The sequence below is a fragment of the Paenibacillus sp. JJ1722 genome (genome assembly GCF_048282685.1).
Lineage (GTDB): Bacteria > Bacillota > Bacilli > Paenibacillales > Paenibacillaceae > Paenibacillus > Paenibacillus polymyxa_B.
This window is the reverse complement of sequence record NZ_CP182500.1, coordinates 87,849-111,653: the sequence shown is the minus strand read 5'-3', so window position 1 is coordinate 111,653 and position 23,805 is coordinate 87,849. Positions and strand designations below refer to the sequence as shown.

Below are 23,805 nucleotides of genomic sequence, written 5' to 3'. Positions count from 1 at the left end.
GGCGTCTTTGCTGCCTAACACTTATTATGCTTGATTGAGCTTAGGACAAAATGGGCTTGTTTTTAGATGGGGCCTCTGCGACCTTGCCAAGTATCTGTCTCAGTACTTTAGCATTTTCCCCAATAAAACCGGAATCAAGCAGCACATCATGCGTTCCGATGACTTCGTATTCTTTGTATTGACCAAGTGTCGCCTGTTGCCATAACAATTTATCTAATGATGTATCCGGACCAATACTATCATCCTCTGCAATTAGAGCATGGATATTCGCATGAACTTCACCTGAGTTAATAAGCTCATCGCGGTAGACGGAGTAAACCAACATTTTGTCCATGACTCGCTCCCTGTCCACTGGATCGGCGAGGAATGCTTTGTACTGGTCCCTAATGCTGTCCAGTACCATCTCGACAATCTCTTCAAGCTCCTCCGGTGTCGATTCATCCTTGGACATCTTTCTCATAGCATCTACCATAATAAGGTCGCTAACATGGTGACCTCGGCTTTCCATGGCTTTAGCTACCTCGAAGGCGAGATTTCCTCCAAGTGAGTATCCCAGGAATATATACGGACCCTCTGCTTGAATATCCACGATGGCATCGATGTATCGATCCAGCATATCTTGACCCTGGAAACGATCGCCGATAAATTCCATCCCGTACACCTCGCAAAGCCCTTCCAGCTCCTTGGCCATCTCATAGTACCCCAGAGAGTGGCCTACCCGTGGAGGGAAGCAAAACACTTTGAGCGTTCCTTTCCCTGGGAAGCGGATAATTTCCATTTCCTCTTCATTAGCAGCAGTTGTTGCCTGCAGCTTGGAAATTTCATGCGCCATTTCTTCCACAGTCGGCAGATTAAACACGACTTGGAGTGGGAGCTGGACGCCCATACCGGACGAGATCCTTTGGATCAAGCCTAATACTTTCAGGGAATGGCCCCCAAGTTCGAAGAAATGATCCCTGATCCCGATTTCCTGTACGCCGAGCACCTCGGACCAAATTTGAGCGAGCTCTACTTCTGTCTGCGTACGCGGCGCGATATACTCCGCTGTGCTCCGCAGAAGTGTTTCCGGTGCCGGTAGCGCTTTGCGATCCAATTTGCCATTCGGATTCAGCGGCATTTGTGCCAACTGTACGAAAGCAGTCGGAATCATGTAGCTTGGCAGCTCGCTGGCCAGTGCCTCGCGTAGTACGCCGGCTGCAAGCCCCTCTTCGGCCACAAAGTATGCACAAAGCTGAGTACTTCCAGTAGAATCAGCCAGTGCTAGAACAACCGCTTCCTGCACCGATGGCACCTTCAGAATTTGTGCCTCCACTTCTCCCAGCTCAATGCGGTAACCCCGGATTTTTACCTGGTGATCGATCCGTCCCAAATACTCAATATTCCCGTCCGGCAGCCATCGGGCTAAATCGCCCGTTCGGTAAATCCGTGCTCCCGGTTTGTACGGGTGAGGAATGAACTTCTCTGCCGTCAGGTCCGGCTGGTTGAAATACCCCCGCGCTACCCCTTCGCCCGCAATGCAGAGTTCTCCCGGTACCCCCACAGGTGATACCTGAGAAGCGCTGTCCATCATCCATACTTGGACGTTAGCGTACGGTTTGCCGATTGGCACATGCGTTAGAGCCGCAGTCTCAAGGCTCGTTGTATACCGAGTCGCATATACGGCTGCTTCCGTAGGACCGTAGATGTTTTCCAGTACTGCGTAAGGAGATACTTTATAATACTCTTCCACAAGTTTGGCAGGCAGCGTCTCGCCGCAGGCAAACAGATATTTCAGAGTAAGGAATCCTTGGGCGCCGCTTTCTTTCAAGTATTGAACGAGCACACTGAGCATCGACGGCACCAAATTGAGATGCGTGATACGGTTCGTATCCACGGCCCCTAGCAGTGCCATCGGGTCTTTGTCCACGCCTTGTGGCAGGATCACGAGAGTCCCCTCTCCAAAGAACCAGCAGAACAGCTCCGGCACGGAGAAGTCAAAGGTAAATGTCGTTTTGAGCAGGAAACGGTCGCCTGCCAACATCGGATATTCAGCTTCCAACTGACTCAGCGTATGGACGGCAGCGCGATGTTCAATCATTACCCCTTTCGGCTTGCCGGTTGAACCTGACGTGTAAATGATATACGCCAGATGCTCCGGCCCCGCAATTGGCTCCAGATTCGAGCTATCCGCATGATACGCCTGCGGATCATCAAGTGCCAGGATCGTGCCAGTGAACGGAAAACGATCTTTGAGATGGTTCTTCGTCAGCAAAAGCTTCGCTCCCGAATCCTCCAGCATGTGGCGAATACGATCTTCTGGGAACTCCGGATCAATCGGTACATAGGCCCCGCCAGCTTTTAGAATGGCATGAATGCCAATGATCATCTCAAGCGAACGCTCGACCATGATGCCGACTGGTTGGTCCGGTCTGACCCCTTGGGCACGCAGCGTACGTGCAAGGCGGTTCGCCTGCTGATGAAGTTCTCCATAGGTAAGCTCCGTTTCACCGTAAATAAGTGCTGTACAATCCGGTGTGAGTGCTGCTTTTTCCTCAAATATACCGTGAAGGGTCTGCTCACGCGGATAAGGAGCTGCTGTATCGCCCCACACCTCTATAATCTGCGATTTCTCTTCTGGCCTGATCAGCTCCAGCTCATCAATACGGATAGCAGGTTGAACAGCAACGCTTGTCAGAATTCTCGTCAAGTGTCCTTGAATTCGTTCCACGCTCTCCCGATCATAGACGCGGGCATTGTAACGGTACAAGAACTCCAGATTACGACCCGGCAGCACAATGAGGTTAAAATCATAATTCGTCTGTTCAAACATCTGAACATCCGTAATTTTGTATTCAGCCTCTTCACTGGCAATTTTCTCTTCCAAATGCTCTTCTACTGGGTAATTTTCGAACACCATAATATGAGAAATCAAATCTTGCTTTTGTTCGCTCTGTGCTTGAATCTCATAGAGCGGATAGGAATCATAAGCATGTCCTGCCAAATATAATTCCTGCTGTCTTTTCATCACATGGGAGAACGAATCGCTTCCCTCGGCCTGTACCCGAACCGGAACTGTATTAATGAAGAGACCGATCATGCTTTCGATACCCGGAATCTCGGCAGGTCTTCCCGATACCACACTTCCGAAGACGATATCCTGGCTTCTATTGTAACGCTGCAACACGATTCCCCAGGCTGCTTGCATCAGCGTATTCATCGTCACCTGATGCTGTTTGGCCACCTGTTCCAGGCGATCGGTCAGTTCCGCATCCAACGTGAATACCAGCTTCTCCGACACGTAGGCTTCTGCTTTTGCCGATGGCTGTGTGATGGCTTGTGGCAGCTTCGTCTGCTGCTCGTAGCCTTCCAGGTACCCTCTCCAGTAAGAGGATGCCTCTTCCTCGCCTTGCTTCTCCAACCATTGAATATACTGGCTGTACGATACAGCTGCAGGAAGCTCAGGTTCCCTTTGCTCACGCAGAACCCCATACGTCTCAAACACTTCCTGGAGCACAAGCGGCATACACCAGCCATCCAAAATGATGTGATGAGAGCTCCACAGCAAATGGTAAGCCTCTTCTGCTGTACGTAGAATAGCAACACGCAGCAATGCTTCTTCAGCAAGATTAAAGCCTCTTGCTTTGTCCTGAGCAGTATAAGCTGCAAGACGCGCTTGAATTTCATCGGCTTCCAGCTCGTGCAGATCCTCGTATACGAAGTCACATGCTCTTTCTTTGAACACAATCTGAATAGGGAAATCGCCCCACCCGGCATGGAAATTGGTTCTCAATATGGCATGCCGTTTCATCAGATATTTTAAGCTGCGTTTGAAATCCTCAGGATAGAATGCTCCCTGAATTTCAAACTTGGCCTGCTCAAAGTAGACTTCCGAATGAGGCTCCAGCAAGCTGTGGAACAACATTCCTTTTTGCATCGGCGTCAGTTTATACATATTTTCAATACTGCCGATATGCCGTGTCTGCTCTTCTAACTCCTCGATTTTTTCCAAGCTGATATCTTTGAGGAGTACATCGCTTGGTGTAAGTTCTGTTCTTTTCTTACTTACGCAATGTCCAATGACTTCGCTGAGACGGTTCTTCAGAATGTCAACAAACTTAGCCACAGACTCCCCGTGGAACTGATGACGGTTATAGCTGACCGAAAGTTGAAGCTGTCCTTCGGCAATCAGTCCATTAATGTTCAATGTCTGATGCTGCACCATCTGCTCACTGACCTCAGGTCCTACTGAGTAAGGCGATACTTCCATCGTCCCTCCTGCAAGATCCTGGTCGAACTGTCCCAAGTAGTTGAAGGTAATCTCAGGTTCAGCCGAGAAGGAGGAGACACCAGAACCGCCGCTTAAATATTTCAAAATACCATATCCGACACCTTTGTTCGGGATACGACGCAAGCCTTCCTTAATGTGCTTGATTCTGGCGCCGATCTCCAATTCCCCTCCCATCTCAAGGGCGACAGGGTATTGACTTGTAAACCAGCCTATTGTGCGAGTAATATCCAGTTCCGGCACAATAGGCTCCCGCCCATGTCCCTCCAGAAGGATGCCTACACGTTCGATTCCCGTCCACTCGTGAACAGCCATACCCAGAGCCGTCAGGAGCAGATCGTTAACCTCCGTATTGTAAGTGCGGTTCGCTTCTTTCAGGAACTGCTCTGTCTCTTCTGGTGACCATCTCACCGTGACAGCCTCACTGTCTTTGATGAGAAGAGCGCCGTCTACCTTGTCTTTTGGAAGAGGGGCAAAGCCATCTCCCTCTACCTCTGCCCAATAGCTGAGTTCTTGTTCAGCCGCCGGGCTGTTTGCAAATTGTGTGATTCCCTCAACCCATGCACGGTACGAATCCGTCTTCTGTGGAAGCTTGACCGCTTCTCCACGTACTGCCTGCTCGTAGCCTTCCTGCAGGTCCTCAAAGAGAATACGCCAGGATACGCCATCCACAGCCAGATGATGAATAACGATCAACAGATGTTCGCCTTCCACACAGCGGAACAGACCCAGTCTAAAGAGAGGTCCATCCTCCAGAGAGATGCTACGCTGAATGGCTTCCGCACCTGCTTCTATCGCTGAAGCGGGGTCTGTTTCATCCCGCAGGTCATGGATTTGGAGACTATAGAGTTCTCCCTCACCCACGCTCCGGTTCCAGGCCTCCAACCCCTGCTCTCCTTGGCGGAGCACCAGTCGTAAAGCATCATGATGCTCTGCAATTTTCCGAACAACCTCGGCGAGCGCATCGGTATTGAAGCCATCCCGTCGGTACAACATGACCGACTGATTAAAGTGATGCAGATCCATAGACTGTTCATGGAAGAATCTGTGCTGGGCAGGCCCCAGTCTTACCGCTCCGTGTACCTCGCTTTGATCCGCAATTCGGCTGACCACACTAACGCGCTGCGCCAACTCTGCAATTGTCGGATAACCGAACAAATCCTTCATTTCAAGCTTATAGCCTGCTTGGAGAAGCCTTGAGGATACTTGAATGGATTTGATCGAGTCACCTCCAAGCTCAAAGAAATTATCATGTATGCCGACAAGCGGCACGCCGAGTACACCTTGCCAGATTGAAGCCAAAATGTTCTCCACATCCGTCCGCGGAGCGGTAAAGTCTGCTCCCGCCTTTATACCCGAGTTCGGTTCAGGCAGTGCCTTGCGATCCAGCTTGCCATTCGGTGTCAGAGGCATCACGTCCAGTTGGACGAAGTAAGACGGAATCATATATGCAGGCAGTCCGGCAGACAGTTCGTCTCTCAGCTCGCTGACAGACATTTCGCGATCAGCTACGAAGTAAGCACACAGCGATTTCTGCCCATGAGCATCTGCCCACGCAACAACGAGAGCTTCCTCGACAAGTGGAATGTCCAGCAGCTTGGCCTCAATCTCACCAAGCTCAATACGATAGCCCCGTATTTTAACTTGATGGTCAATGCGTCCAATGTACTCAATGTCTCCATTAGGAAGGCGACGAGCCAAATCCCCAGTGCGATACATATTTCCTTCCGAAGCGAACGGATTTCTAATGAATTTATCTGCGGTAAGCTCAGGACGGTTCAGATATCCACGGGCTACCCCGTCCCCGGCGATGTACATTTCGCCCTCCACGCCTAACGGTACGAGACGAAGCTGATCATCCAGAATATGGATGAATATGTTGTCGGACGGCAACCCAATCGGTACGGATTCCCGTGTATCCTTCGCAGGATCGTACAGGTGAATCATGCAGCCGACGACGGTTTCGGTCGGACCGTATTCATTGTAGATTTTGATGTTGCCACCAAAGAGGTCGGTAATCGTTTTGGACAAATGTGTGGTCAGATTTTCTCCGCCCACAATGAGTTGCTGAATACGACTTTCCGCTGGAATGGTCATGTCTTTTATCAGACTGAGATGCGTTGGCGTCAGCTTGAGAATATCGACCGCATTTTCGCGCAAAATATGCTGAACAACCTCCGCTTTATCTATACCATCATAAATCCGCACTATTCCTCCGTTTATTAACGGAGTAAACATTGATGTCATCGTCAAGTCAAACGAAATGGATGAATACAACGGGAAATCCGTTGGTTTCCCAGCACAATAGACCTTATTGGCCCACCAGATGTAGTTCACGATCCCTTTGTGGTTAATCATGGTTCCCTTCGGATTTCCGGTTGTACCCGAGGTATAGATTAAGTACACCAGATCGTTTCCTCCAACAGGAATATTGGGATTATCCACCTCGGTTCCGTAGATGTGCGGGGAATCCAATTCCATAACCGTTCCCTCAAAAGAGGCCAACTTAGTCAGGTGGCTCTGTGTGAGCAGAACTTCAGCGCCAGAATCCTTCAGAATATACTGAATCCGCTCCTGCGGATATTCAGGATCAATAGGTACATAGGCTCCACCCGCTTTGAGTACACCCATGATGGCGACAAGCAGCTCTACAGACCGATCTGCCAACAGACCTACCACTTGTTCACTCCGTAGTCCTTGGTCTATCAAGGTGGAAGCTAGTCTGTTCGCCTGCTCGTTCAGCTCCCGATACGTGATCTGGATGTCGCCGTTTACTGCCGCAATCTTATCCGGCGTACGGACAACCTGTTCTTCAAACAAGGTATGCAGACCCTGATCACTTGGATAGGTATGGGCCTTGCCGCCCCAGTCAAGCAGGTTCATCCGTTCCTCAGATGTTACAATCTCCAGTTCCTGTATCGTCGCCTGCGGACGAGCAGCCACCTGATCGAGCATCTGCAACAAGTGTCCTCCGATTCGTGCAATGCTTTCTTGCTCGTAAACCGAAGCATTATAGCGAATGCAGACCTTGATGTCTTCGCCTGGGATTACAACCAGGTTAAAGTCATAGTTGGTTTGTTCAAACATGGTGAAGTTGGCGACTTCGAGATTGTCCTCCGTTTGATTCCCCGATTGCTCCACCTGCTCGTCGAGCGGGTAATTTTCAAAGATCATAATATGAGAAATCAGGTCCTGCTTTTGGGTTGTTTTCCCCTGAATCTCATACAGTGGATAGGTGTCGTAGGCACGACCAGCCAATGACTGTGCCTGTGTACGTTTCATCACTTCGACAAAGGCTTCGTCTTTGGATGACTGTACACGGATAGGTACTGTATTAATGAACAGACCCACCATATTTTCGATCCCTGCAATCTCAGCGGGTCTACCCGACACAACGCCGCCGAAAACGACATCCGAGCTGGCATTATAACGTTGAAGAATCAGTCCCCAAGCTGTCTGCATGAGTGTGTTGACTGTCACGTGATTGCGCTTCGCGACAACATCCATTTTACCTGTCAAAGATACACCCAGATGGAGAACATGCTCTTTTAGAACATAGCCCGCCTCTTTGGCTTGAGATTTCGTTTTACCTTCCGGCAATACAGTATTCCCGTCATAATCTTCGAGATATTGGCTCCAATACGTTGAAGCTTCTTGATCATCCTGTGCATCAAGCCACTCGATATAACGACTATAGGGCTGAGCTGGCGGTAGGACAGGCTGTATTTGCTGTTTCTTGGCAGAATAATAATCGAACAGCTCCTGTGTAATGATCGGGATACACCAGCCATCCATGACAATATGGTGGAAGCTCCACAATACAAGACAGCTTTGATCCTTCTGCAAGACGGTCACTCGCATCAGCGGATCTTCTGACAAGCTGAACCCCTTAACCATATCTTCAGCAATATAAGCCTTGATTCGGGCTTCTTGTTCCTGCATAGATGCGTCGCGCAAATCTACGTAGTGCAGAGGGATTAACCGTTGCTTAAAGACAACTTGCAGCGGTACATCAGCAATGTTGTTGTAAAAGCCGGTACGTAGTATGGCATGTCGTTGCACCAAAGCCTGGAAGCTCTCGAAGAAGATATCTACATCGAAGCTACCACGCAGCTCAAACGTTGCCTGTTCAAAGTATGAAGAGGAGTCCGGCTCCAGCAGGCTGTGAAACAGCATTCCCTTCTGCATTGGCGTCAGCTTGTACACATCCTCAATCTCTCCGATATGAGCCGTCTGCGCCGTGAGTCGATCAAGCTGCTCCAATGTTAATCCTTGGAACAGAACATCACTTGGTGTAAGCTGTGTACGCTCCTGAGCTACACAATGACGGATGACCTCACTAAGGCTTGACTGTAATAATTCAGCAAAATGACTCACCGTCTCCTTACGATACTGCCTGCTGCTGTACGTAATCGTCAGTGATAGCTGGCCTTCAGCAATCATGCCATTCACATCCAGAGCATATTGCTGTGGTGTGAGATCGCTGAGCGCTTTACCAATTGAATGTGTGGATAGGCTAAGGGCATTACCCTCCAAATCCTGATCAAACTGCCCAAGATAATTGAAGGAAATTTCCGGCTCCACGCCGAATCCGACACTTTTCTCCGGTGCCATATACTTCAGAAGACCGTAGCCGATTCCTTTATGCGGAACCTCTCGCAAATTCTCCTTGATGCGCTTGATTCGCGCAGATACTTCCTGTCTGCCTTGCAGGTTCAGCAGAACTGGATACTGGGTTGTGAACCAACCCACGGTACGGGTAATATCCAGGTCTGGTACGATTATTTCCCGTCCATGTCCTTCAAGATTGACCAAAATCTGCTCCATGCCTGTCCAGCGCTGAATGGCTGCCCCCAGAGCAGTCAAGAGCAAGTCATTCGTCTCCGTATGATACGCCCGGTTCGCTTGTCGCAACAGCAGGTCAGTTTCCTGCGCAGACCACGTTACCGTAACCGATTCAGTATCCCGAATGGTGCCCGGCTTCTGATCCTCATCCTTCGGCAGTGGAGCCAAAATCGCCTCCTCGATCAGCTGCCAGTATGCACGCTCCTTGTCCAGAGCAGGCCCTGCTGCATACTTCGTCGCTTGCTCAGACCATACAAGATACGAATCGGTCTTTTGTGGAAGGACGATTGCTTGTCCATTCCATGCCTGCTCGTACCCCGCTGCAATGTCCTCAAACAGGATGCGCCAGGATATGCCGTCAACCAAGAGGTGATGAATGACAATCAACAAATGATCGCCATCGTCACAATGGAACAGGCCTAGCTTGAACAGTGGGCCACCTTCCAAGTCAAAGCTTGCCTGAATGGCATCGGCTTGGGCCTGAACCGCAGCTGTCTGGTCTTCCGCCTGCCGCATATCGGCAATGTCCAATGTGTAGAGCTCGCCTTCGTCCGTTCCCCGATTCCAAGCTGCGTATCCAGCTTCTGTAGGCCGGAAAACCATGCGCAGCGCGTCATGATGGATCGCAATTTGGTCCATTGTCAACCGGAGTGCAGCCTCATCAAAGCCGTCTTTCCGATAGAGCATGACGGCATGATTATAATGGTGCGGCTCCGCTGTATGGCGTTCAAAGAACCAACGCTGAATTGGCATTAACTCTGCTGCACCTTTAATTTCGCCCTGTTCCGCTATACGTCCAGCTGCCTGAAGATACGGGCTTAGCTCGGCAATTGTCGGATATTTAAAGAGATCCTTCATCTCTAATTTATATCCAGCTTGGAACAATCTCGAGGACACTTGAATCGCCTTGATGGAGTCACCACCCAGATCGAAGAAATGATCATGGATGCCGACCTGCTGCGCTCCCAGCACACCTTGCCATACGGAAGCCAAAGCTTCCTCAGCTGCGTTTCTCGGCGCTTCATAAACCGCCCCAGTCTGCACATTGGCCTCTGGAGCCGGAAGCGCCTTGCGATCCAGCTTGCCATTGGGTGTCAAAGGCATCTGTTCCAATTGCATAAAGTAAGATGGAATCATATAAGTCGGCAGTTCGGCAGCCAAGGCTTTTCTCAACTCGCCTACCGTCAGCATCTGATCGGCAGTGAAATAGCCGACAAGCACTTTTTGTCCACTTCCATCCTCCCGGGCGAGCACAACGGCCTCCCTTACAGACGGAGCATGGAGCAGCTTCGCTTCCACTTCGCCCAGCTCAATACGGTAACCACGGATTTTTACCTGATGGTCAATCCGTCCCAAATACTCCATGCTTCCATCCGGCAACCAGCGTGCCAAGTCACCCGAGCGGTACATGCGCTCGCCCGCTTCAAACGGATGAGCGACAAACTTCTCTTCCGTCAATTCCGGTCGGTTCAGATAGCCTCGCGCCAGACCTACGCCCGCCACATAAAGTTCACCTGGAATGCCAATCGGCTGTGGACGGCGTTGTTCATCCAAAATGTACGCCTGCAGTGTCGGAATCGTGGTGCCGATATTGCTGCGACCCTGTTCAATTTCCAACTCTGTAATTTCCTTGTAGGTTACATGCACGGTCGTTTCGGTAATGCCGTACATGTTAATGAGTTGTACTTGCGGATACTTCGTTCTCCATTCCTTGAGCAGGGCCGGGGCTAATGCCTCCCCACCGAAGATAATCATACGGAGGCTCAGTTCTGCCGCCTGATGACCAAGCTCTTCCTGTAGCAACTGATAGAAGTACGTCGGTGTCTGGTTCAAAACGGTGACCTTCTGATCCTTAAGCAATTGCAAGAAACGATCTGGACTCTTCGCGGTAAGCGATGGAACGATGACCAACCGTCCTCCGTTCAGCAATGCTCCGTACATTTCCCATACAGAGAAGTCAAAACAGAATGAATGGAACAGTGTCCACGTATCCTGAGGACCAAAATCAAACATATTTTTATCATTAAAGAGCAAGCGAACTACATTTTTATGCTCGATCAGCGTTCCCTTTGGCTTGCCTGTCGTGCCCGATGTGTAGATGACGTAGGCAAGATGCTCCGGTCCGGCTGCAGGCTGCAGGTTTGAGACATCTTCCTTATAGGAAGCCGTTTTATCCAGACTTACGATGTCCCCAGCGAAGGAGACACGTTGCTCCAGATGCGCTTGTGTCAGCAGTAGCTTGGCTCCCGAATCCTCAAGCATAAAGCGAATGCGGTCCTCTGGATATTCAGGGTCTACAGGGACATAGGCTCCGCCTGCCTTCAAGATGGCTAAAATCCCGACCACCATTTCAAGGGAACGATCCGCCATAATTCCAGCCAAACCGTCTGGTTGCAAACCACGTTCCCTTAGCATTCTGGCAAGTCCATTGGCCCGCTCGTTCAGCTCGCTGTAGGACAGGGCTGCATTTTCACATACGACTGCCACCGCATTCGGAGTACGTGCAGCCTGTTCCTCGAACAGCGCATGGATCGTCTTGTCACGAGGATAATCTGCCTTGGCTTCGTCCGGCGCTTTCATCAGCCTTGATTTTTCCTGAGGTGTCACGATATCAAGGGATGACAACGGCATTCCCGGATTGGAGACGGCTTCCCGAATAAGCTGTACAAAGTGGCCTGCCATCCGCTGGGCAGTCTCTTGTTTGTAGATCGCAGTCGCGTACTCAAGCGTGCAGTTCAATACCCCGTCTGCTTCACTCACGGTCAGCGTGAGATCGAACTTGGCAGCCGGATGTACATTATCGTAAGGAGTGAAGCGCAATCCTTCTATTTCTTGTTCTCCCTGCTCAATATTTTGCAGGACAAACATGGTATCAAATAGCGGGTTACGGCTCAAATCACGCTGAAGCTCCAGCTTTTCTACCAGCTCCTCGAACGGGTAATCCTGGTTTTCATAGGCCCGCAGCGCTGTTTCCTTCACTTCCTGCAGATAAGCCTCGAAAGGCTTTTCTCCTTCTGGATAAGTACGAAGTGCCACTGTGCCGACGAACATACCGATGAGGCCTTCGAGTGTCGCATGGGATCTTCCTGCCACAGGTGAACCGACAATGACATCTTCCTGACCTGTGTACTTGTGCAAGAGCGCTGTATAGGCTGCCAACAGTACCATGAACAGAGTGGAACCCGTTCGGGTAGCCAGCTCCTGAAGTGAAGCACTCAGAGAAGAATCAATTTGGAAGTCGATTCGATCGCCCGCAAAGCTTCGCACCGCAGGACGAACTTCATCCCCTGGCAAATCCAGCACTGGCAAGCTTCCGCGGAAAGCATCCAGCCAGTAAGCTTCCTGGGCCTTAAGACGCTCGCTTCCGAGCTGCTCTTGCTGCCATACAGCATAGTCTGTGTACTGGATCTGTAGTTCAGGGAATACGTCCTCCTCTTGGTAGAAGCGGAGAAACTCTTCTATGAGAATATTCATAGAAACCCCATCTGAGACAATATGATGCATGTCAAACAATAGTAAATGGCGCTCATGTGCAATTCGAATAAGGCCGACCCGCAGCAATGGAGCTACACCTAAATCAAAAGGACGGACAAACTGCTGAAGGGTAGCTCCTGCCTCTTCCTCGCTCAACTCCGCATATTCCACAGTAAACGGAACATCCGTCAGGAGCTGCTGTACAGGTTCACCGTTCACGGTCACAAAACGAGTACGCAGCGAACCATGACGATGAATTAGACGACAGAATGCCTGCTCTAGCCGTTCCCGATCCAAAGCTCCCTCAACGGTAAGGATACCCGGCATATTGTAGCTCAGCTCTCCACCTTCCAGCTGACTTAGAATAAACAGTCGTTTTTGGGCCGAGGACAATGGATAATGCTCTCTCGCTCCCGCTGTAGGAATTTCTTCGAAATTCAGCGGTGTATAGCCCTCAATGGCACGAGCCAATCCTTCAATAGTAGGAGACTCGAACACTGCTCTCAGACTAATCTCGCGATTCATTTCCTTGCGAATTCGTGAGACTAGCAGGGCTGCACGCAGTGAATGACCTCCAAAATGGAAGAAATTATCCTTCACTCCCGCGCTCTCTACACCCAGCACCTCTTGCCAGATTTCGGCTAATTGAATTTCCACAGGTGTCCTTGGAGCCTCAGATGAAGCCGCTGCCCATCCACGCTCGCCCTGCAGCGCTTTTCGATCGATTTTTCCGTTCGACGTCAGAGGCATATCCTCCAGTTGTATGAAGCGGGAAGGGATCATATATCCAGGTAATATCTCCGACAGGACGGCCCGAAGCTCGGATACCTCAAGTTTCTGAGCAGCTACGAAATAAGCGACTAGATCTTTGTAGCCGTCATCGCCCTCTACAGCCATGGCTACGACTTCCTGAACGGACGGCACTCTGAGCATTTGTGCTTCTACCTCGCCTAGCTCGATACGGTAGCCGCGGATTTTGACTTGATGATCTATTCGGCCTAAGTACTCGATGGTTCCATTCGGTAACCAGCGAACCAGGTCACCCGTCCGATACATACGCTCTCCTGGAGCAAACGGATTGTCCACGAACTTCTCATCCATTAACTCAGGCCGGTTATGATACCCCCGTGCTAATCCGATACTCGAAATGCATAGCTCTCCAGCTACACCGACAGGTTGCAATCTAAAATGGTCATCCAAGATGTACACACTATGGTTAGCAATAGGTCGTCCAATAGATACAATATCCGTTGCTTCCTCACTGTCCGGGACAGACCAGATTGTGGTGCATACGGAGTCCTCCGTTGGGCCATAGCCATTAGAGTAACGTACATGCTTCCTCCACTCTTCGATCAACTCGACCGATGCGGCCGATCCAGCGGTTAGCAGGCACCGCAGTGTTGGCAAACGCTCTGGATCAAGGTGGATAGCGTAAGCGGGTGGCAAAGTCGCTACCGTAATCCCCTTATCGTTCATGAACTGCTCGAACAGGGCATGATCTAAAATATCTTCTGTAGAAGGGATGCACAGAACACCCCCATGGCTCAGCGCCGTTAAAATTTCCGAAACCGATGCATCAAACGACAGGCTTGCAAACTGAACGATCCGATCCTGCGGTGTAACTTCAAAGTGTGCCCCATATACGTCCGAAAGATTTGGTAGTCCCCGATGCTCGACTAATACGCCCTTAGGCTGACCCGTCGTACCTGAAGTATAGATCACGTAAGCCAGATCATCCGGGCCAGCAGTATCCTCCAAATTCGAGGTGTCGGCATCATAGGTCGATGATTCATCCAGCAGCAAAACATTTTCCGTCCATCCGAGATGTTCCAAGAGATGGGCCTGTGTAAGGATCAGCTTCGCTCCGGAATCTTCAAGCATGTAACTGATTCGTTCTTTCGGATACTCTGGGTCGATTGGAACATAGGCACCCCCGGCTTTCATAATGCCGTAGATCCCAACGATCATTTCGAGCGACCGTTCAGCAATCAGTCCCACCAGATCTCCCGTCTTGATTCCCTGAGTACGGAGCCTTCTGGCCAGTCCATTGGCTTTTGCATTAAGCTCGGCATAGGTCAGACTCTCGTCCTCGAACCAAATGGCAGTCGCATCCGGCGTTCGTCCCGCCTGTTCCTCCAATAGCCCGTGGAACGTGTTACAGTGCTCGTAAATGCCTTTTGTATTTCCCCATACGTTCAGAATCTGTTCTCTCTCCTGCGGCGTGACTAATTCTAGTGCATCCACGGAAATAGCAGGGTTCTCTACAATTTGTTCCATAAGGTGAACCAGATGGCCCTTGATTTGCCCAATTGTCACTTGGTCATAAACAAGTGCATTGTACTGGAACAGCAATCTCATCTCTTCGCCAGGGAGGACAATTAAATTAAAATCATAATTCGTTTGCTCAAGAAGCTCCGCTTCCTCAATCTCAAAGGCAGCCTCGCCACCACCCAGACGCTCTACCTCCTCCTCCACAGGATAGTTCTCAAACACCATAATATGGGAGATTAGATCCTGCTTCTGATCCGTCTGAGCCTGAATCTCAAACAACGGGTAGGTGTCATACATATGAGAAGCCATATATTGTTCCTGCTGCTGCTTCATCAGAACGGTGAAGGGGAGATTCTCCTCTGTCTTCACACGAACGGGAATCGTATTGATGAACAAACCGATCATCCGGTCAATGCCCGGAATTTCTGCTGGTCGGCCTGATACTACACTTCCGTACACGACATCCCGGCTACCGTTGTAGCGTTGAAGCGCAATGCCCCAGAGGGACTGCAGCAATATATTCATCGTGACATGAGCATCCCTGGCCACCTTTTCAAGGCGCTCAGTCAATTCCCTGCTGAGAGGATAATTCAGCTTTTCTGCTACATAGCCTTCTCCCTTACTTGCTCCACCGACTTGAGGTAAAAGCGTCTGCTGCTCGTAACCGGCCAGATATCGGCTCCAATAGTTGGACGCAACTGCTTCATCCTGCTGTTCCAGCCATTCGATATATCGACTGTACGGATGGACCTCTGCCAGCTGCGGCTCTCTTCCTTCCAGGAGGGCAAAATAGTGTTCAAATACCTCCTGCGTAATTAACGGAACACACCACCCATCCATGACGATGTGGTGAAAGCTCCATAAGAGGCGGAAGCTCTCTTCATCTGTTTGTAAAATTGATACACGGAGAAGCTCGTCTTCAGCTAGGTTGAAGCCCTGTGCTTTGTCCTTAGCACCAAATGTCTTCAGGTAAGCTTCGCGCTGCGATGCATTCATCTCACGCAGGTCTTCGTACACCAATTTAGCGCCTCTGTGTCGAAATACAACCTGCAAAGGCTCGCTGCCCCATCCGCTGTAAAAGTTCGTGCGCAGGATGGCATGACGCTCCACCACGGCATCCAGACTGTGTCCGAATGCAGTCGGATCAAAGCTACCCTTAAAGTCAAAGGCAGCCTGCTCAAAATAAGCACCTGTATGCGGCTCAAACATATCATGGAACAGCATGCCCTTCTGCATCGGCGTCAGACTATATACATTCTCAATATCGCCTATGTGGCTGGTCTGCTTAGAAAGCTCCTCCAGATCGGCAATGCTTAGACCCTTCGCAAGCACGTCGCTTGGTGTCAATACGGTTTTTTCTTGGGTTACGCAATGCTTGAGAAGCTCTCGCAGGCTTTCTTCAATATATCCAGCGAGCTGTTCCATCGTAGATAACTTATACTGTTTTCCGTTATAAGTAATCGTCAGAGTCAGGGCTCCGTCCGTCACCATGCCATTGATATCTAGCGTATAGGCTGGTTCCTCCAACAAGCTTTGGGCGCTTCCGGTCGGATAAGGAGAAATCTGCAACGAGCTGCCTTGCAAATCCTGATCAAATTGCCCCAAATAGTTAAAAGAAATCTCAGGCTGCAAGCTGAAGCTGTCTTCATCCAACTGACTTGCCATCGTTTTAAGCAACCCGTAGCCAATACCTTTGTTCGGAATTCGGCGCAGCCCTTCTTTCACAGACTTGATCAAGGAGGCCACTTCTGGGTCATCCCCCAAGTCTAAAATCACCGGGTATTGACTTGTAAACCAGCCGACGGTACGGGTGATGTCGATATTCGGTATAATCGGCTCACGACCGTGTCCTTCCAGATTCACAGCAACCTTTCCGATGCCAGACCATTTGGATACCGCCATGCCCAGAGCAGTCAATAGCAGATCATTCGTCTCTGTTTGATAAGCACGATGGGCTTTTCTCAACAATTGGTCGGTTTCTTCTATAGTCCATTGTGCTGTTATTACTTTGCTATCCTGTAAAAGAAGGCTTTCCACAGCCTCATCCTTCGGCAACTGTTCGAGTGGCTGATTCTCCAGCTCCCTCCAATACGCCCGATGAGTCTCCATTTCAGGACCTTCCGAATAACGAGCAAGGGCGTCTCCCCAGTCACGGAAGGAATCCGTCTTCTGCGGGAATGTCAGCGCTTGTCCTTGAATCACCTGCTCATAGCCTGCTGCAATATCCTCGAACAAAATCCGCCAGGATACTCCGTCCACCACCAAATGGTGGATCACGATCAGAAGATGGTCTCCATCCTGACAATGGAAAAGTCCTAACTTCAGCAGCGGACCTTCTGCCAGATTGATACTGCGCTGAATGTTATCCGACAGCGATGTAATGGCTGCAGCCGGATCGGATTCATTCCGTAAATCAGCGGTGAACAGGCTATAAAGCTCTCCTTCTTCAAGATCACGATTCCAAGCTTCGTAGCCATGCTCTGTCTGACGGAAAACCATGCGAAGGGCGTCATGATGCTCAGCGAGTTTTCTTAGCACCTGATGCAAGGCCTTTTCCTCAAATCCCTGTTCACGATACAGCATAACCGCTTGATTGAAGTGATGAGGCTCTGCCTGCTTCCGTCCAAAGAACCACTGTTGGACTGGAGTCAAGCGAGTCGTTCCACGCACAACTCCCTGTTCAGCCATATGCACAGCCGTTTGTATTTCAGCGCCTAGCTCGGCAATGGTTGGCGATTTGAACAGCTGCTTCATCTCTAACCGATAGCCGGCCTGTAGTAACCGTGACGACACCTGAATAGCTTTTATGGAGTCTCCGCCCAATTCAAAGAAATTATCATGGATACCCACCTGTTCGGCACCCAGTACCCCTTGCCAGACAGATGCCAAAGCTTCTTCAGCCGGTGTACGAGGAGCTGTATACTTCCGTCCTGTATGCGCGCCTACTTGAGGAGCCGGCAGAGACCTGCGGTCCACTTTTCCGTTTGACGTTAATGGCATACGGTCCATCTGGATAAAGTAGGATGGAATCATATAGCCCGGAAGTACCTGCGATAGGGAAAGACGTACTTCGCCCGCCGTGAGCGTACGATCCGCCACATAATAAGCGCAAAGCTGCTTCTCTCCAAGCTCATCCGCGCGAACGACCACTACGGCGTCGATTACCGACTCCACCTTGGCCAGTTGGGCCTCGATTTCAGGGAGTTCGATGCGGTAACCACGTATTTTGACCTGCTCATCAATTCTTCCTTTAAACTCCAAATTACCATCTGGAAGCCAGCGTACTAAATCCCCAGTTCGGTAGCAGGGTTCTCCGTCCTTCACAGGACTAGGAACAAATTTCTCTGCTGTGAGATCAGGACGATTGAGATATCCGCGTGCTACACCTTCACCGCCGACAATGAGTTCACCCCAAGCACCAATAGGCTGTAATTGCAGCGATCCATTGACCACATAAGCGGTCGAATTACTAATTGGGCGACCAATCGGCACACCCCCTTCGGCACGATCTGGAATCTTGTAGGTGGTGGAGAAGGTCGTATTCTCTGTCGGACCATAGCAATTGATAGGGACAAGATCAGGATTAGCCTCGATTACACGATTCATATGAGATAGAGACAGTACGTCACCGCCGACTAACAATGCTTTTAGCCCTCTGAACAGGTACTCATCCTGCAGAGAAAGCTGATTGAAAAGGGGTGAAGTAAGCCACAATGTTGTAATCCCGTACTTGGCAATAGCCGCTTTGAGCCTATCAGCAATCAGAATGTCGTCATTCTCTACGAAATAGAGCTGCCCACCGTTAAGCAACGCTCCCCATATCTCAAATGTAGAAGCATCAAAGGCCACGGCTCCTGTTTGCAAAATTCGTGTGGATTCATTCAGCTCCACATAGTTGGTCTCTTTGACCAGACGGACCACGTTCCGGTGTTCAACCATAACGCCCTTCGGTCTACCCGTCGTACCCGATGTATAGATGACATAAGCAAGCCCCTGCGATCCCTGAGCCGTCTCCGGCTGGGCAGGCTCAGCAGCATAAGCCTCTTCACTGCTAAGATCGACAATTGGTATACCGTAGTCTACACTTATAAGCTCGCCCTTTTGCACCAATAATAGCTTGGCGTCGGAATCATCAAGCATATAACGTACCCGATCTTCCGGGTAATCAGGATCAATCGGCACATAGGCTCCACCTGCCTGAAGCACCGCGAGCATACCAATGACCATCTCAATGCTTCGTCCGCCCATCACGGCCACAGGCTGCTCCCTCAACGTTCCCAAACGACGCAGTGTTTGGGCCAGTCGGCTCGCCTTGTCTTCCAATTCAAGGTACGTTAGCTGGACATCGCCGAATACAAGCGCCGTCTGCTCCGGTGTACGCTTGACTTGTTCCGCGAACAGCTCATGAATGGTCTTGTCCCTTGGATAAGGGGCCGATGTCGCGTTAAATACTTCAACGATTTGTACTTTCTCCTCCGGTGTGATCATTTCAATCTCGGCCAGTTGCAACTGAGGATTGGCCGAGACTGCATGCAGAACCCGGAGCAAGTGCGTTGCAAGTCGCTCTACACTTTCACGCCGATATAAAGCCGTACTATACTCGAGGCCAAAGGCTAATTTTGATCCCTTCTCCTCTACATTGAGGGACAGGTCAAACTTGGCTGTGACGGTGTCCATCAAGTAAGGAGTAAAGTGCACTCCGTCCATATCCTGCTCTTCCTGCTCGGTATTTTGTAATACCAATAAGGTGTCAAAGAGCGGATTGCGGCTGACATCACGTCCTACGCCCAGCTTTTCGACCAATTTTTCAAAAGGGTAATCCTGATGCTCAAACGCCTTGAGCGCCGTTTCCTTGATTTCCAGAAGATAATCCTGAAAGGTTTTATCTCCTGCCGGGTAGCTGCGCAAGGCCAGTGTGTTGACAAACATTCCGATGATGCCCTCAAGCTCAGCCTGCGGTCTTCCGGCTACTGGAGAACCTACGACGATGTCCTCTTGTCCTGTATATTTGTGCAGTAGTACCGAATAAGCGGCCAGCAATACCATATACAGTGTAGTACCTGTACGGGATGCAAGCTCTTGTATTGCCTTATTTCCAAACTCATCCAATGTAAAATCAATTCGGCTACCCTCGAAGCTCCGAACCGAAGGTCGTTGGAAGTCTGTAGGCAAATCCAATACCGGCAACTCTCCTTCAAAGGATTGCAGCCAATATTTCTCAAGATCTTGCCATTGGTTCTCTGACTGTTCCCGTTGCCATACGGCATAATCCTTGTACTGGATGTGCAGCTCTGGTAGCTGTTCTCCTTGATACAAATGAGTAAGTTCCTCTATCAATATTTGAATAGAAACCCCATCTGAAATGATGTGATGCATATCAAACAGCAACAGATGACGCTCCTCCTGGAGCTTCACCAAGCTAACACGCAGTAATGGAGCCTGGCTCAGATCAAAGGCACGAATAAAGTTGTGAATGAGCGTATCCGTCTCCTCCACCGAAGCCTCTGTATAGTTCAACGCGAACGGCACATTCCTATGCACACGCTGAACAAGCTCTCCATCCTGCATATAAAAGCCAGTTCTCAGGGATTCATGACGCTGGATCAGTGCCTGGAACGCGGACTCCAGCCGCGTGCGATCCAATGGTCCATCCACTGTGAAGACCCCTGGCATATTGTAGCTAAGCTCTCCCCCGTCCATCTGTCTCAGCACGTATAACCGCTTTTGCGCTGAGGACACTGGGTAAGCTTCGCTTTCCGCTGCCCGCGGGATGGATTCGTACAGGGTCGGAATGTGTTTTTTCACAAGTTGCGCCAAGGATTCGACCGTAGGTGACTGAAACACCTCACGCAGCGAAATGCTACATCCCAATTCTTTGTGAATCCGTGAAACGAGCACTGTTGCCCGCAAAGAGTGACCACCAATTTCAAAGAAATTATCTCTGACACCGACGCGGGCAACTCCCAAGATATCTTGCCAGATGAGTACCATCTGAGCTTCCACAGCAGTTCTCGGAGCCAAATAAGCCTCGCCGGATTGTACGCTGCTTTCAGGAGCCGGCAACGCACGGCGATCCAGTTTGCCATTTGGCGTAAGCGGCATTTGCTCCAGCCGGACAAAATAAGAAGGAATCATGTAAGCGGGGAGTTCCGCTGCCAGCTGAGACCGCAATTCCCCCGGCGAAAGATCACTGGAGGCTACATAGTAGGCGCACAGCAATTTTTGGCCCTGTTCGTCATCCCGTGCGAGGACAATCGTTTCTCGTACGTTCGGAGCCTTGAGAATTTGGGCTTCTACCTCGCCAAGCTCAATTCGGTAGCCGCGAATTTTGACCTGATGGTCGATCCGTCCCAAATATTCAATATTGCCATCAGGCAACCAACGAGCAAGATCCCCAGTTCGGTACAGCCGCTCTCCCGCCCGATACGGATGCTCAACGAATTTCTCAGACGTCAAATCCGGCCGATTCAAATACCCACGGGCAAGACCGTCCCCTGCAATGTATAGCTCTCCCGGAACCCCAACAGGCTGCAGCCGTCTTTGCTCATCGAGAATATAAGCGCTAAGTGTGGGGATCGTTCTGCCAATATTGCTTTTCCCCGCTTCAATCTCATGTTCCGTGATTTCCTTGTAGGTGACATGGACTGTTGTTTCCGTAATTCCGTACATATTAATCAGCTGCACATCAGGATACTTGACCCGCCAGTTTCTCAGAAGAGATGGACTTAAGGCCTCTCCACCAAAAATGATTTTTCTAAGGCCAAGCTCTGTCGAAGAGTGCGTTAACTCTTCCTGTAGCACCTGATAAAAATACGTTGGCGTCTGATTTAAAATGGTGACTTGGTTGTCTTTCAACAACTCCAGGAAAGCTGCTGGGCTCTTGGCTGTGAGAGATGGAACAATCACCAATTTCCCTCCGTAAAGAAGCGCTCCGTACATCTCCCAAACGGAGAAATCGAAGCAGAACGAATGGAATAGCGTCCACGTATCCTGAGAGCTGAAATCAAATAGATTTTTATCGTTAAAGAGCAGTCGAACCACATTTTTGTGTTCAATCAGCGTGCCCTTCGGCTTGCCGGTCGTACCCGACGTGTAGATAACATAGGCTAGATGGCTTGGTCCCGAAATACTCTCCAGATTGGAAGCATCTCCTGTATACGTTGTAGCTTCGTCCAAACTCACAAGCTTTCCGTCAAAAGTGGTGCTCTCCCATAGATGACTTTGGGTGAGCAACAGACGGACCCCTGAATCCTCCAGCATATAATGGATACGTTCCTCGGGATAATCGGGGTCAATCGGTACATAGGCACCACCTGCTTTCAAAATGGCCAACATCCCAATGACCATCTCCAAGGAACGGTCAGCCATAATCCCTACGAGCGTATCTGCAACTACTCCCTCGGAGCGCAAATATCTCGCAAGCTGGTTAGCCTGCTCGTTTAGAGCTAGGTATGTAATGCTCTGCTCGTCCATCTGAACGGCTACGTGATCTGGCGTGCGCTCGGCTTGTTCCTCGAATAAGCCATGGATGGTCTTCTCACGTGGATAATCGACTGCAGCGCCTTCCGAAAGAGCCAAAATGGATTGCTCTTCTGGTTCACCCAATAAGTTTACCTCTGCGATAGAAAGCTGAGGTGAATGAATGATCTGCTCGGCGATCGTAAGCAACTGGGAAACCATGTCCTTAACTTCACTGCGTTCAAACAGCTCCGTCCGATAATCGACATCCAGTACCAGTTCGCCTTCATCCAGGATTTCCACGATATGAAGCACGAAATCGTTCACTTCGTCCCCGCAGAAATCATAATCCGTCAAAATGCGCACATCATCCAAATCAACCCAATTGATAAGACGATATTCCATTGAAACGCCAAAAAGCCGCTGAATATCCTTGTTACCATGCATTTCTCTAAGATCCTGAATTAACTGATTGTACGGATACTTCTGATGCCGCAGGACTGACATCTGATCTCTGGCTACATCCTGCAGGAAGCTCAACACATCCATATCCTTTTTGACGTATGTTCTGGCAGCAGCGGTGCTGACAAACATACCTATCTTTTGCTTCTCTTTTTTGTTCCCCCGGTTAGCGAACGAAGTGCCAATCACCACATCCGGCTGATTCGTCATTTTGTGTATGTAGATATACATCGCACCCATGAAGAACTGGAACAAAGAAATCCTGTTCTGTTGGCAAAATGCTTGCAGCTCGTGATATAGCACTTCTGGTACGGTAAAATGCTCCCGAACGGCGTGGGTGCTTAAAGATAACGGATTATATGACTTCCAACCCGTAAGCTCAGGCAAATCAGAAAATTTATCCAGCCAGTAAGCCTTATCCTTTTGGTATCTGTCAGAAAGTTCGTATGCATTCTCATCTGCAATATATTGAATATACGAGCAATCGTCGCCCAGCTTCGGTTCATTTCCTTGAATTAACTCCATGTAAAATGTTGTCAGCTGATTGCCATAGACCACCATTGATATTCCGTCAGAAATAATATGGTGCATCTTGATATTAATCCAATACTCTTCCTCGCTAATCTTCACAATTAAAAACTGGAAGAGCTCAGAATCCAGCAGGGGCAAAGGTTTGCTTTTGTGTTGCTCAAGTAAGGCTTCCACCTCAGATACACTTTCATAGTGGCTAAGATCCAGGCACTCCAGCTGTCTCTCTTCATAAGGAACGACGTACTGCTGAGGCACTCCATCCACCGAAGTAATACGGATGCGGAACGCATCATACTGTTTGATAATCAAATTAATGGACTGCATAAAGGCAGCAATATTGATGTGCCCCTTCATCTTAGCTGTACCGGAAAGCTGTGACACTGACGTATCTGGGTAGAGTAATTCGGTATACCATATACGCTTCTGCGCATTTGTTAAATCATATAACTGCATGTCATTCATCTCATTCACTCCTATTCCATGATGTGAATATCCTCCCG

At 49.8% G+C, this 23,805-nt stretch carries 1 protein-coding gene; it reads right to left on the bottom strand.

The annotated features are described in order from the left end of the window. Positions 1–40: 40 nt before the first annotated feature. On the bottom strand, positions 41–23,767 hold the full coding sequence (locus ACM1ND_RS00420; RefSeq protein WP_418026915.1) for a non-ribosomal peptide synthase/polyketide synthase: 23,727 nt from the start codon (positions 23,765–23,767) through the stop codon (positions 41–43). Positions 23,768–23,805 lie beyond the last annotated feature (38 nt).

Excerpts from the sequence above, each read along its gene's own strand:
- ACM1ND_RS00420 (WP_418026915.1), bottom strand. The coding sequence starts at position 23,767 with ATGAATGACATGCAGTTATATGATTTAACAAATGCGCAGAAGCGTATA.